The sequence below is a fragment of the Clostridium aceticum genome (genome assembly GCF_001042715.1).
GTDB classification, from domain to species: domain Bacteria; phylum Bacillota; class Clostridia; order Peptostreptococcales; family Natronincolaceae; genus Andreesenella; species Andreesenella acetica.
The window spans coordinates 433,857-447,472 of the sequence record NZ_CP009687.1; the positions used below are offsets into that span (position 1 = coordinate 433,857).

12 protein-coding genes are annotated in these 13,616 nt (G+C 39.9%); 7 read left to right on the plus strand and 5 right to left on the minus strand.

Features of this window, described 5'->3' with window-relative positions:
* The first annotated feature begins 11 nt into the window (after positions 1-11).
* The 7 genes from pduL (at position 12) to CACET_RS02035 (ending at position 5,520) form a co-directional block, all read left to right on the plus strand.
* Positions 12-650, plus strand: coding sequence for a phosphate propanoyltransferase (gene pduL / locus CACET_RS02005; protein WP_044823201.1), 639 nt, complete (start codon positions 12-14; stop codon positions 648-650).
* A 40-nt stretch (positions 651-690) separates the two neighbouring features.
* On the plus strand, positions 691-1,386 hold the full coding sequence (locus CACET_RS02010) for a hypothetical protein (protein ID WP_044823200.1): 696 nt from the start codon (positions 691-693) through the stop codon (positions 1,384-1,386).
* Between the two features lie 18 nt (positions 1,387-1,404).
* Positions 1,405-1,686 carry a EutN/CcmL family microcompartment protein gene (locus tag CACET_RS02015; protein ID WP_044823199.1) on the plus strand — a complete coding sequence of 94 codons (282 nt, stop codon included), beginning with the start codon at positions 1,405-1,407 and terminating at the stop codon, positions 1,684-1,686.
* Between the two features lie 14 nt (positions 1,687-1,700).
* Entirely contained in the window at positions 1,701-3,050 is a 1,350-nt protein-coding gene (locus tag CACET_RS02020; protein WP_044823198.1) for a 4Fe-4S dicluster domain-containing protein, read from the plus strand.
* On the plus strand, positions 3,047-3,595 hold the full coding sequence (locus tag CACET_RS02025) for a BMC domain-containing protein (protein WP_044823197.1): 549 nt from the start codon (positions 3,047-3,049) through the stop codon (positions 3,593-3,595). The genes CACET_RS02020 and CACET_RS02025 overlap by 4 nt, the downstream gene beginning before the upstream one ends.
* 68 nt (positions 3,596-3,663) lie before the next feature.
* Positions 3,664-4,761: an ethanolamine utilization protein EutH gene (gene eutH, locus CACET_RS02030; RefSeq protein WP_044823196.1), complete on the plus strand. Its 1,098-nt coding sequence runs from the start codon at positions 3,664-3,666 to the stop codon at positions 4,759-4,761.
* A gap of 129 nt (positions 4,762-4,890) precedes the next feature.
* Positions 4,891-5,520, plus strand: coding sequence for an MBL fold metallo-hydrolase (locus CACET_RS02035; RefSeq protein WP_044823195.1), 630 nt, complete (start codon positions 4,891-4,893; stop codon positions 5,518-5,520).
* A gap of 369 nt (positions 5,521-5,889) precedes the next feature.
* On the opposite strand, the gene asrB is transcribed toward CACET_RS02035, so the two are convergent.
* The 5 genes from asrB to CACET_RS02060 are packed head-to-tail and all read right to left on the minus strand — an operon-like array spanning position 5,890 to position 12,867.
* Entirely contained in the window at positions 5,890-6,678 is a 789-nt protein-coding gene (asrB, locus tag CACET_RS02040; protein ID WP_044823194.1) for an anaerobic sulfite reductase subunit AsrB, read from the minus strand.
* A gap of 3 nt (positions 6,679-6,681) precedes the next feature.
* Positions 6,682-8,397 (minus strand): anaerobic sulfite reductase subunit AsrA, encoded by a 1,716-nt coding sequence (asrA, locus tag CACET_RS02045; protein WP_082058085.1) that lies wholly within the window; start codon positions 8,395-8,397, stop codon positions 6,682-6,684.
* Positions 8,398-9,024, minus strand: coding sequence for a 4Fe-4S dicluster domain-containing protein (locus CACET_RS02050; RefSeq protein WP_242846869.1), 627 nt, complete (start codon positions 9,022-9,024; stop codon positions 8,398-8,400).
* The gene (locus CACET_RS02055) at positions 9,021-11,699 is read right to left on the minus strand and encodes a molybdopterin-containing oxidoreductase family protein (protein WP_044823193.1); all 2,679 of its coding nucleotides are present in this window, start codon (positions 11,697-11,699) and stop codon (positions 9,021-9,023) included. Before CACET_RS02055 ends, CACET_RS02050 begins: the two co-directional genes overlap by 4 nt.
* A 34-nt stretch (positions 11,700-11,733) precedes the next feature.
* Entirely contained in the window at positions 11,734-12,867 is a 1,134-nt protein-coding gene (locus tag CACET_RS02060) for an ROK family transcriptional regulator (RefSeq protein WP_044823192.1), read from the minus strand.
* Positions 12,868-13,616: the final 749 nt, after the last annotated feature.

Genomic DNA, 13,616 nt, shown 5'->3' on the forward strand with positions numbered 1-13,616 from the left:
GGGTGCAGAGGATGCAGGAAGAATTGATCAAACAAATTGTAGAAAAGGTCATGCAGAATATAGAAGGATACCAACAAACTTCAACGGAAATTCCAGTGGAAGTTTCTGCTAGACATGTTCATTTAAGTAAAGAGCATATGACCGCCCTATTTGGCGATGAGGCGCAGCTAGCTATTTTAAAAGAACTATCTCAGCCAGGACAATTTCAGTATGATAAACGTATAACCCTGATGGGACCTAAGGGTTCCATCAGCAATGTAGCTATCTTAGGGCCTGTTAGAAAAGATACACAGGTAGAAATATCCTACACAGATGCTAGAACTCTGGGAATTAGCCCTCCCTTAAGGGAGTCAGGTAACTTAGAAGATACAGAAGGTGTTATGATTGTTGCAGGTCGCAGGGTAGTCAATATAGACAAAGGAGTTATGATCGCAAAGCGACATATTCATATGACTCCTGAGAATGCCAAAGTCTTTGGTGTAGAGGACGGTCAGCAGGTGAAGGTGAGAATTAAGAGTCAACGACCCGTTGTTTTAGAAGATGTTTTGATAAGGGTGAGCGAAAAATATCGACTTAGTATGCATATTGACCACGACGAAGGAAATGCCGCTGCCTATCAACCAGGAATGACAGGAGAAATCATAAAGTAATAGGGAATAATGCTTATTGTAAAAAATAGGGGGTGATTCAATGGAGATGGAAGCATTGGTTCAAAAAATAACGGAAGAAGTGTTGAAGCAGCTTCGAGAAGGGCAAAGAGAAAGGCAAACTAGTGAAGAACTACAGTTCACGAAGAAAGCCTGGGTACTTTTCTCTAAAGAACAAGTCAATCAACAGTATATAACCTATCTAGAGGAGATGGGGATTGCATGTGTATTTTTAGAGGAGTGTACTGAAGATGAAATAAAGCAGATGGATTATATTATTCTGCCTATCCTGCCCTTAAGCAGCTTAGCCCATATTGCTATGGGTGTTGAGGGGGATGAAATTTCTAAAAAGGTTATTCGAAGCTTATTGCATGGAAAAGAGGTTTTTGTTTTAAGTGACGGAATGGAGCATCGAAGTTTTGAGAAAAGCAGTCAACCCTATTTTTATCAGATGTACATAGATTATGAAAAAAAACTGCAAGATTTTGGGGTGAAAATAGGAACACTAGAAGAAATTCTTTCTCCCTCTCAGCAGCAGCCACAACAGCCTATCTCACCAATAATGCAAGAAAAAACAACAGAGGAAACTTCAATAGATAATAAAGTAATCACTGAGAAAATTTTAAAGGAAATGGACTGTCACCCAAATAGCAGGCTTTGTATAAGACAAAAGGCAATCATTACCCCCATGGCAAAGGATTATATACGAATGAAGAAAATACAAGTCATTAGAGTGTAATGAGGAAGGAAGATCAAATTGATTATTGGCAGAGTAATCGGTAATGTATGGGCCACTCGAAAGGATGAAAGCTTAAATGGACTAAAACTTCTAGTGGTTGAAACTATAGATTATGGTAGAAATCAAACGAAAGAACCTTTTGTAGCTATAGACAGTGTAGGTGCTGGCATTGGAGATCAAGTACTGGTGGTAAAGGGAAGCTCAGCTAGGAAGGTTCTTCAAAGAGAGGATGCAGCTGTGGATGCGACAGTAGTGGGTATCATAGATGAAGTGGAAGTTACATTGCAAAATAACAGTTAGCAAGGGGAGGTAAAATGAATATTTTAGAAAAAATATTTCAAGCCGGCGTTGTTGGGGCTGGCGGGGCTGGCTTTCCAACCCATATTAAGCTGAAGGGTGTAGCAGAATATTTGTTAATCAATGCAGTGGAATGTGAACCTTTACTAGAAACCGATAAATTTTTAATACGGTATAAAAGCCATGAAATCATTGAAACGTTAGGGATTATAGCGGATCAAATTCAAGCAAAAAAAGTTATAATTGGTGTAAAAAAGAAAAACACCAGGGAAGTACAAGCCCTTACAAAAGCCATCGAGACTTTAAATTCAAGGGTAGAGCTTTGTTTCCTTAATAACTTTTATCCCGCAGGAGATGAGCAAGTATTGGTATACGAGCTGACCCAGAGGCAGATTCCCCCTGGAGGCATCCCAAAGGATGTAGGGGTTGTGGTGTGCAATGTAGGCACAGTGGTAAATATCTATGAAGCCCTCCATGAAAAACCTGTCACCCACAAATTTGTTACAGTCTTAGGGGAGGTGAAAAATCCCTCTATCATTTATGCACCTATCGGTACTTCTCTTGATAAATGTATTGAAGCAGCCGGTGCAGCAACGATACAGGATTATGGTATTATCCTAGGGGGCCCTATGATGGGCAGGATTATAGACAAAAGTCAGCTAAGTCAAGAAGTGGTGACAAAAACAACAGGGGCAATGATCCTGCTGCCTCAGGACCATTTTCTTTTCAAAAACAAGCAACAGGATTTGGCACAAATGATTAACAGAAGTCGGTCTGCTTGTATCCAATGCTCTTTTTGTACAGATTTGTGCCCGAGAAACCTGATTGGTCATCCATTGCGCCCCCATCGAATTATGAGAAGCTTGTCGGTAGATAGACAGCAACATGAGATATTAAAAGAAGCTCTTTTATGTTGTGAGTGCGGTGTGTGCCAGATTTATGCTTGTCCCATGGGGCTTTCTCCTAAAAGCATCAACGGAGAGATTAAAAACCTCCTTGGGAAGGAAGGGATAAAGTATTCAAATTCACCTGCACAAAGTGAAGTCCATGGCATGAGGGAATATAGAAAGGTACCAGCAGAAAGACTGTTGTCAAGACTAGACCTTCACAGGTATTCTGGTAAGATTCAGGAGGGATATGCTTGTATAGAAGCTGAAGAAGTAAAAATACCACTGAGACAGCATATTGGTAAAACAGCAATGCCTATTGTAGAGGTTGGAAGTGTCGTGGAAGAAGGTCAACTGATTGCAAAGGTAGAAGAGAAGGATTTAGGAGCCAAGATCCATGCTAGTATACAGGGTGTGATTAAAGAAGTAAACCATGAATTTATTTGGATTGAGGCTGGAGAGAAGGTGGGAATGCAATGATAAGAAGTATAGGATTAATAGAGCTAAATAGTATTGCTAGAGGCGTAGAAACAGGGGATACCATGATAAAGGCAGCGGATGTACAGTTATTAAAAGCACATTCTGTATGTCCAGGTAAATACATTATACTCATATGTGGGGATGTGGGAGCTGTTGAAGCCGCCATGGATGCAGGCAAGGAAATAGGCGGCGCTTATGTTGTTGATCATTTAATTTTACCAAGTATACATCCTCAGCTAATTGATGCCATTCATGGTACAAATACTGTCCAAGAGGTAAATGCTATTGGTGTATTGGAATTTTTTAATATTGCTACCTCCATTGTAGCGGCGGATGCTGCTGCCAAGGCCGCTGCTGTCACCCTTATTGAGATCCGCTTAGGTCTTTCTATAGGAGGTAAGTCCTTTATCACACTATGCGGAGATGTCAGTTCTGTCCAAGAAGCAGTGGAGGTTGGAGCAGCCATCGGAAAAGAAAGAGGCATGATGGTAGAAAAAAGTGTCATCCCATCTCCGCGAAAAGAGTTGTTCGAAAAGTTACTGTAGTAGAAGTAAAGATCTTCTTGTTGAAATACAAAGGGATTTGCTAAAAATTCAAAGGAAGAGGTGTGTTTATGAATATTAATGAAATCATTGTTTATATTATGGTAGCCTTCATGGTACTGGGTGCTTTAGATAAAATTATAGGTAATAAATATGGTTTAGGAGAAAAGTTTGACGAAGGGATCATTGCAATGGGGTCTCTCGCTGTGGCAATGGTAGGGGTTGTATCCTTAGCCCCAGTACTGGCTACAATTTTGGAGCCTATCGTTGTGCCGGTGTATACATTTTTAGGTGCAGACCCTTCGATGTTTGCAACCACATTATTAGCCAATGATATGGGTGGATATCCTTTGGCGATGCAGTTAGCACAAAGCCAAGAAGCAGGATTATTTGCTGGACTAATCTTAGGAGCTATGATGGGGCCAACTATTGTTTTTACCATACCAGTAGCTTTAGGTATTATTGAGAAGGAAGATCATAAATATTTAGCAACAGGGGTTTTAGCAGGGATGATTACGATACCCATCGGCTCCTTTGTGGGTGGAATCGTGGCTGGATTCGATATTGCAATGATTTTAAGTAATTTAGTACCGATTATCCTAGTATCTTTATTGCTTTCTCTTGGATTATGGAAAATACCTGAGAAAATGATTAAGGGATTCACAATTTTTGGTAAAGGTGTTGTGGTGGTGATTACAATAGGGTTAGCGGCCATTATCGTAGAAACCCTAACCGGAATTGTAATTATTCCCGGTATGGCGCCAGTGTCTGAGGGAATTGAAATCGTAGGAGAAATTGCCATTATGTTGGCAGGAGCTTTTCCAATGGTTCATTTTGTAACGAAAGTATTTAATAAGCCCCTTATGAAGCTAGGTAAGCTATTGGGAATGGGGGATGTTGCGGCTGCAGGTATGGTAGCTACTTTGGCCAATAATATTCCTATGTTTGGGCTTATGAAGGATATGGACCATCGTGGAAAAATCATCAATGTTGCCTTTGCAGTGAGCGCTTCCTTTGTTTTAGGTGATCATCTTGGTTTTACTGCTGGTGTAAACCAAGACATGATTTTCCCAATGGTGGTAGGTAAACTAGTAGGTGGTATTACTGCTGTGATGGTGGCCATCTTCATTGCCAATAAAACTGCTGCAAGGGAAAGTGTAGCAAAATAATACAAATTACTAGATTTAAAAATACAAAGGTAAAACTTGATAAAAATCAGGTTTTACCTTTATGTTTTTTGTGTAAAAGTAGTATAATAGTAAGAAAACTTATTGATTTTAAGTAAGGAGAGATTTTTTATGGAGGTAAAAAAATTTGTTGTAGGTATGAACGAAACCAACTGTTACATTATTTATGATAAAAATACCTTAGAGGCCCTCATTATTGACCCAGGGGATGAGGAAAAAGTACTGATTCAGTATATTGATAAACATGCACTAAAGCCTCAAGGGATTCTTTTGACCCATTATCATTATGATCACATAGGCGGGGTAGAAGGACTGAAGAGAAAATACCACTGCCCTGTCTATGCCCATAAAAAGGAGGTGGAGGGGTTGCAAAAACCTGAAATAAACCGCTCTAACCTAGATGGAAGAACACCTGTATCCGTAACACCAGATAAGCTTTTGTCGGATGGAGACACCATTTTCATCGGCACAATAGTATTGGAGGTGATTCACACCCCAGGCCATACTCCGGGAGGGATTTGTCTTAAAGTAAAAGATAGTAATATCATCTTTACAGGCGATACGATTTTTAGTGATGATTTAGGTAGAACAGATCTAGAGGGTGGCAGTGAAGAAAGTCTTAAAAGGAGTATTACAAACAAGGTTTCCAAATGGCCAGAGAATACCATGATTTACCCAGGTCATGGAGAAGCTGCTTTAATGCTGCAAATTAGAGGGAGAGGTGTACAATATTTAAGGTAATCTATCCCCCAGTTAAATAGATATATCATTAGCGTTAACTTAAGCCATAATTTGTCATCCTGAGTGGAGCAAAGCGGAGTCGAAGGATCTTAGTGTTAGTAAAATTCTTGGCTACTCCAAGATCCTTCGCTACCCTCAGGATGACAGTTCAAGAGAATTTTGGTAATAATTGTACTAAGTTAACGCCTATAATAGACATATAAAAGGTGATATAAAAGAAAAGTTTGGGGATGTATTAAAAGAAAGAAGACCATTATAGCTATATACAATTAAAAGCTATAGGAATTCTCAAAAAAGATAGCCGCTGCACAAGGAGCCTTATAGTTCTTAGTGCAGCGGCCTTAAATTCTTGAAGCGTTATATAGATTCCTAGTCTACCAAATCCTTTGCCTTTGTGTAATTAAATACTGGACCATCAGTGCAAACATAGGTTTCATTGATCTTACAGTGGCCGCACTTACCCACAGCACAGGACATTTTTCTTTCGATGGATACCCATATTTGAGATTCATCCACACCATTTGCCAGTAAAGCCTTCGTTGCAAAGTGCATCATTATTTCAGGACCTACGACAACTACGTTGTAATCTTTAAAGGTATTAAAGGGAATCTTATCAATGTGAGCGGTGACCAGTCCTCTTTCAAAGCCAGGTGCTGTAGAATCATCTAAAGTACAAATCACATTAAACTTAGATTTAAATTTTTCGATTTCCTCTTCAAATAAAACACTGTCTATGTCTTTAAAACCTGCAATAAGATTCACAGATTTACATACTTCGGGGTGGTCATAAAAATGGTTAATAAGTGTTTTAACCGGTGCCAAACCAGTACCGCCGGTGATAATCACTAAATCTTTATTCTCATACTTTTCTACAGGAAATGAATTTCCATAGGGACCTCTCATGAACAGTGTATTCCCTGGATTCAGACCAAATACACCTTCAGTAAGCTTACCAACTTTTCTAATCGTAAATTCAACAAAACCAGGACCCTTTCCACTAACGGATATTGGCGCTTCACCTACTTTAGGAATAGAAAGCATGAAAAACTGTCCATGTTTAGTTTCTGCATCACATGCTACTCGAAATGTATGCTCTGCTTTGGTTTCATTGATAATACTCAAAATTTTATAAGGTTCTGGTATCATAGCGTTGTGCATGATTTACTCCCCCCTCATTGTATCTTTTTCTGTCTTTACTACTTCTAGTTCTTTACTGAGTTGATTGATAGCATCAAAGAATGAAATATCCTTGAAGCATCGTTTATCGCATCGTCCACATCCCACACACATATGTTCATTTTCATTAAAACGAAGATTATAATCATAGATCTTGTGTAATGTCTTAAATCTCATATTTTCCCCCGGTGTTTGTCGGGATCTGTGTCCTCCCGCTGTCAGGGTAAAGGTATCCAGCATACAGGGTGACCAGACCCTTCTTCGTTCACCATCACTGCTGCTGCTGGTTTCGCTATAGATAACATCTACCGTATCAAAGCAGCTACAAGTGCCGCAGACTGTATTACAGCCGCCGCAACCGATGCACTGTTCATCGTACTGCTTCCAAAAATCAAGATCACAGGCTGCTTTCAACTGTTCACGATTTTCAATTTTTGGCAATACTACACTTTTAGTATTAGATTGAACAAACTCTGGTATAAAGTCGCTTGCTGTTTCTTTGGCAAAATATTTTTTAAAGGTTTCATCTTTTACTGCTAGCAGTAAGCCATTTTCCTTAAACCTTGCTGCCACACTGTAATTATCAGTCTCGTTGGAGCCCATGGAAACACAGAAACAGTCATCCCATCCTTCTCGACATTCCAGCATGAATAGCTTAACTTTATCACGTAGTCTCTTGTAATAGATGTCTGTATTATCGCCATTTTGCATAAAAATATTGTCCAATCTTTTTATGGCGTTAATATCACAAGGACGGGCAAATATAATCATCCCTTTTGTATCATCAATAGAGCTTTCTTCACAGTTATTATCTTTAAAATAAATCATTGCCTGAGTAATGGGATAAAAAACTTCCTTCGGTGAAAAGTCAGACTGTACATCATGCACGATTTCTTCTACCCTACTAATTTCCCCATAACGAATTAAGTCTGTATCCTTCTTGAACCCACGCTTTTCAAAACGTTTCGGAGCATAGACCCTATATTCTTTTTTTAGTTCATCTAGAATGGTGTTCATTTTTTCCCAACTTACATAGCACTGTAAAGAATTGTCGGTATCACTTTCAAGAGTTTCAAAACCGCTGCTGAGGATAGATTTCTCTAGTTTTAAATATCCATGAGTGATTTTTGCAATTGCTTTGTAAAACAAAGTATCGGCAAATTGATCTATTTGCTGGCAAAACTCAGGGACCCAGTTTAACAAATGCTGCTCTAAAAAATCCTGTTGCTTTTTGAGCCAACTGATGTTCCCAGGATCTTTTTGCGCCTCACTGCATAAAAAACCCATAAATTCAAGTTCTAAAGCAATATGATCCTCCAAAATATCTGAATTAACCTTTCCTTTAACGATGCCATTTGATGCATAAACACTGCAGACTTGGTCCCAAGCATCCTGCATAACAATTCTTTCTGGGCTTGTGTACACGGATTCATAGGGGAATGCAGAGGAGCCTTGGGATATTCCTGCCGATAAAAATACTTTTGCATAGTCCACCGCTAAATCGATTACCGCATCACTGCCACAGGTTTCAAGGTACTCCTTTAGTAGTTGATAACCTGCACCCAACTCCGTTTCACAACAGTCCTTGGGAAAAGTGAAGCCTTTCATCTGATCAAAAAAGTCCTGATCAATTTCTCGCAGATATACTCTACTCAAAAAACGGTACAGTTCTTCTCTGGTTTTCATAAGCTTAGTATCCATTTATCTTCCACCTTCCTTTCTACCCCTCAGCGTCTCACATTCCTGGGGAAGTACATCCTGCCATTGGGCTTTCCGCAAAATATAACGGACAGAAGGACTGTGTCCGAAATCCTTAAGGCTGTGAACATTTTCACTTCCAGCTTCTTTTAGTTTTATAGAGATTTCACTGTTTGGATCATTGATATCCCCAACCATCAGTGCCCTTCCGGGGCAGTTTTTCACACATGCAGGTTTTTCACCTATTTTTCTTAGGTGGTCACACAAGGTGCATTTTTCCATGACTCTCATTTCTTTTTTAAAAGTGTTTGCCTCATAAGGACAGACATTTTTACATGCTAGACAGCCAATACAATGTTCCTGATCAATCAAGACAACACCGTCACCACTGTTCTTAAAACAGGCTCCTGTAGGACATACCTCAACGCAGGCCGGGCTTTCACATTGCTGACACATTGAAGGCATATAGTACATCTCTAAATCCGGATATACCCCGGTGGGGCCTACTTGGCGGACCATAATTCTGTTGGAACCCAATGCAACGTCATTTTCCACTTTGCAGGCAACATGACACCCTTTACATCCGATACAACGATCTAAATCAACCACAAAACAATATTGTGCCATCATTTTACCTTCACCTCCTCTGTAGAATCAACTGGTCGCGGCAGCCATTGCTTGAAATCCTCTGGTTTTGTCCAGATCCCCTCTGGTGGGGCGTCAGCTTTTGAAACCTTTACAAGGAAGCCCCTTAAAGTATAGGTTCCCACCACATCATTGAAGGGAGCATCTTCTTTTGTGAGCATATTGACATTCATTTCTTTCCAGCCCTGAGTCTCCGTATTCAAAGTTTCAGGATTCCAAAACCGCTCCATATATACCGTTCCTGGATTGATTCCTTCTGTTACCGAAGCCAATGCTCTAATCTTACCGCGCTTTGACTCCACCCATACCCAATCCCCCTCCGAAATACCATAGGTTTCAGCAGCTTTCGGATGGATCCAAAGCTCCGGTACAGGATAAATTTCCCTTAGCAACGGGATGTTTCTCAAGGTGTTATGATGGTAAAAGGGGATTCTTCCGTTGGTCATGATCAATGGGTATTCTTTGGCAAGTTCACTGTCACTCACCGGACCTTCATGTGGTTCTAAATAATAGGGCAGCGGGTCGTAATCCTTGGATGCAGGAGGCAAGTCGCAGGGACTAAAAGGGCGTCCTGTTCTTGACAAGGTAATCATACTTTCAAGGTAAAGCTCACACTTTTTAGAAGGTGTAGGGAATCCTGCCGGCAAGCCTGTCTTTGGATTTGTTTCCTTGTAAACATAGTAGGTTTTCCATTCATCCTTCGACATAAATTCATAGGGTGTTATTTCCTTTAGCTTTTCCCATGTAAGGTCAACTCTGTTTAAAAAGTGATCAAAAAGCTCACCCACCGAGTCCCAATAGGCAAGATCCTTGCCCATATATTCCGCATCGAAGGCTTTTTGGCAGGCCTCATGCCCAAGTTCACCGCATCGTTTTGCTAACATTGACCAGATCACTGTTTCATCCACTGTTTCCCAAAGATGCGCCACACCTTGCCTTGCGAAGAGCTTATTGCAAATTTCAACCATCATATCTGTTTCTAGCCATTCTTGCGTAGGAAGCAGGATGTCGGCAAAAGCGGAAAAAGATGTGGGATACATATGCATATGTACGATGAAATCAAGCTCTTCTATGGCATCTGCCCACTTCTGGCTATTAGCAACAGCACCAAGCTTGTTACCGGAGCGTTCTATCCACACCCTTGGCTTATATGGCTGTCCTGTAAGGATTGCCTCCAGAACACTAGTAGGATGTCCTGCGTACCAGATGCCGAGGCCCTTGTATTCATTGCCACCGAGACGTTTTTTTAGCTGTTCCTGAGGAAGCCTGTCGGCAGCAATAGGCACAGGATAAAATGGCATATCGAAGACACCGCTTTTTCGAAAACGTTGCAGTAATACCCCTGGTTTTTCAACATTTCCCATCAGCATGTCAATAATAGCAGAAGACATGGCTGCCTGTACCGAATTGGGATTCTGGTCAGTGGCTACCCCTAGGGCAATCCCACTTGGTGTATTTTGTGCATACAGCTTAATTGCTTTCTCAATTTTTTCGGCATCAAGACAGCAAATCTCTGCGGCCTTTTGAATCGTATAAGCTTCTACTCTTTCTTTTAATAATTGGAAACCTGTTTTATACTCAACCCCATCTACAACGAAGCTGCCCTCTAATACAGGATCAAGCGCATCATTCCATGGATACTCCATAGGCTGTATTGCGTTGGTGTTTGCATCCCACACCATAAACGTATCTGGGATATCGGGGTTATCACTGGATTCAGCTCGTAATAGCATTTTAGTTTTGACATTTACTAGATAGGGTAAATTGGTCCATTTCATAACAAACTCATGATCGTAGAGCTTTTGCTCCATGATGTAGCGGATCCAGGCAAAAAGTAGTGCAACATCAGTTCCTGGCCGGATTGGTAACCAAACGTCTGCCTTTGCTGCATCGATGGTAAAGCGTGGGTCAACGACAACGGTATTTACACCTTTGCTGCGCAAATCCGTAACAGCACCGCCACCGGTTGCAGGACAGGAATAAGCAGGGGCTGTTCCCCATAAAACCAGGGTTTTCATCGGAGTATCCTCTGGATAGTAGATTTCCAGGGCATTGGAATCTGCAATACTTGGATCATCGCCACCATACATCATGGTATAAGACAGTACACGGGGGAGATAACACTGAGCACATCCTGGTTCAAACCAGTTTGGTGTACCGAATATATTGCAGAATCTGGCAATACTCCAAATCTCAGGATTGCCTCCGCCACCGGTAGAACAGAATACTGTTTCTGCGCCATACTTTTCCCGGGTTTCCATCAGCTTTTCTGCAATGGTATCTAAAGCCTCATCCCAAGAAATTCGCTTCCACTTGTTTTCACCACGCTTACCTACCCTCATCATTGGGTATTTATTGCGATTAGGATGATAAAGTGCTTGGATACCGGCAAGTCCTTTAGCACACATTCTGCCTTTGCTCATAGGATCTTCAGGATTTCCTTCCAGCTTAACAACTCGCCCATTTTTCACATGAGCAATAACCCCACAGTTTTGAATACATGCTCTGCAATTGGTTTTAACCTTTTTTACGGATGGAGAGGGGGCAGGTTCTTGTGATTTTCCTTTTGTTAAACCGCCTGTGTCTTCCAAACAAGATGCTATCCCGCCAATGCTCATTGCATTAAGAACGTTTTCTTTCGCAAACTTCTTTCCTTCCATGTTTTACCTCCTCATATAATAAATTTACTTGAGACTAATTAAACCTTGCTTTAAAATCAACTTTTTGAAAATTAAACACCTTTTCAAAAGGAAGTAGTGCGGCTCCTAATAACGCTGCATTTTCTTTAATAGCTGAAGACATAATTTTTATTGATTCATATCCGTAGAAATTATCTGTGAGTTTTAGTTTCTTGACGCCGATATCAATCAATTGCTGCATATAATCTCCCAGGTCACCGCCGATAATGATGCAAGATGGATCTAATGTCAGTGAAATAGCTTCTAATCCAGAAAATAGATAATGCACATATTCCTCTATTTTGAGGACCGCCGAAGGAACATTATTATTATAATCATGAAATAGTTTTTGAAGATATTCTACTTCATTGATGGTGTTACTGCTATCCTTTAATAAAGCACGCTTAGAAGCAAATAATTCCCAACAACCGTAGCGACCGCAATTGCAGCGAAGCTTTACATCAGATACTTTCAGATGTCCGAATTCTCCGGCCCGCTTGCGATTTCCACGAAAAATACAGTGATCAATCATAATTCCTGTCCCAATTCCTTCCGCAATGGATACATAGACAAAATCATCTAAGTCCCCGCCTTTTCCGATCACGTATTCCGCATAGGCCGCGGGATCAGCCTCATTTTCCGGGAAAATATCTAAACCCAGTTCTTCTTCAAAATTTTTCAGGCAATATTTTTTGATATTAAGGTTAGGGATGTATTCCAGCATAGTACCATCGACCAATCCTGGAAAAGCCATTCCTACACCTAATACTTTTTCTCTCTCTATTTTGTGGTGGTCCAGCATTGTAAAAATATGCTCCTTAATTTGGGTAAGGGAACCTGGCAGTCCCAGATTAAAAGAATAGGTAAACTCAGTGGAATCCACAATATCCCCCTGTAAATTTACCAGTGCTAAGCTAACATATTTTGGTGATACATTAACCCCAAAAGCATATCGTGCGTTTGGTAGCAGCCGAATAATAACCGGCTTTCTACCACCATTTGAATCTGCTGTTCCAAAGGGAGTTACAAAGCCTCTATCAAGCAATGTTTGAGTATATGAATTGACAGTAGTGTGGCTTACCCCCAAAATCTTTTCAAGTTCTGACTTTGTAGCTTCATGATTTTTTCTTAAAAATTGTAGAATTTTCATACAATTAATTTCCCGTATTTGTTCATGGGTTAGATTATTGATACTTGGCATAACGCATCCCTCAAATCAAATGAATTAGTCTGTATATCATAGGCGTTAACTTAATACAACTATTATCAAAGTTCTCTCCAACTGTCATTTTACTAACACTAAGATCCTTTGACTATGCTTTGCTCCACTCAGGATGACAAACTATGGCTTAAGTTAATGCTAATGATCTGTTGCACTAAATTAATCTGTTGTGCTAAACTACACATTTTTACTATGGGGCATTATGGAAATAAAAATAACTGTAATATCCCTATTAGATCAATACTTGAATTATTTATCTAAATAGCACAACAAGTTTAATTAAGTTTATTATAAATATCCAAAGAGAGTTTTGCAAGATGCTTTCGAAAGAAAGTTTAAAAAGTTTTTGAGGGAAAACAAAGAATCTTAGAATTGAGAAGATCTTCGCTATGCTCAGTTTGATATGGAAGGTGATGGTGAAAATAATAGGGCTAAGCCAACATCAAAAGAAGTATTGTCAATAGGATAGGATTTGAATGAGTAGAATTTTATCTAGAGTATGAAAATAATCTCGAAGTTACAGATTAGGGCAGAGGTATGTAATATGTAAGAGATGATACAAAAAAGTATCACAAGTGATACAATTATGAATCTAAGAAGTAAAAGGCACAATACTGGATCTTTTGCTTTCTTGTATGACTTTTAATACAAAATTGCATTAAAAACTTTAAATACTG

Bases quoted from the DNA above. Each gene is read 5' to 3' on its own strand.
- pduL (WP_044823201.1), top strand. From the start codon at position 12: ATGCAGGAAGAATTGATCAAACAAATTGTAGAAAAGGTCATGCAGAAT.
- CACET_RS02010 (WP_044823200.1), top strand. From the start codon at position 691: ATGGAGATGGAAGCATTGGTTCAAAAAATAACGGAAGAAGTGTTGAAG.
- CACET_RS02020 (WP_044823198.1), top strand. From the start codon at position 1,701: ATGAATATTTTAGAAAAAATATTTCAAGCCGGCGTTGTTGGGGCTGGC.
- CACET_RS02025 (WP_044823197.1), top strand. From the start codon at position 3,047: ATGATAAGAAGTATAGGATTAATAGAGCTAAATAGTATTGCTAGAGGC.
- eutH (WP_044823196.1), top strand. From the start codon at position 3,664: ATGAATATTAATGAAATCATTGTTTATATTATGGTAGCCTTCATGGTA.
- CACET_RS02035 (WP_044823195.1), top strand. From the start codon at position 4,891: ATGGAGGTAAAAAAATTTGTTGTAGGTATGAACGAAACCAACTGTTAC.
- asrB (WP_044823194.1), bottom strand. From the start codon at position 6,678: ATGCACAACGCTATGATACCAGAACCTTATAAAATTTTGAGTATTATC.
- asrA (WP_082058085.1), bottom strand. From the start codon at position 8,397: ATGGATACTAAGCTTATGAAAACCAGAGAAGAACTGTACCGTTTTTTG.
- CACET_RS02050 (WP_242846869.1), bottom strand. From the start codon at position 9,024: ATGATGGCACAATATTGTTTTGTGGTTGATTTAGATCGTTGTATCGGA.
- CACET_RS02055 (WP_044823193.1), bottom strand. From the start codon at position 11,699: ATGGAAGGAAAGAAGTTTGCGAAAGAAAACGTTCTTAATGCAATGAGC.
- CACET_RS02060 (WP_044823192.1), bottom strand. From the start codon at position 12,867: ATGAAAATTCTACAATTTTTAAGAAAAAATCATGAAGCTACAAAGTCA.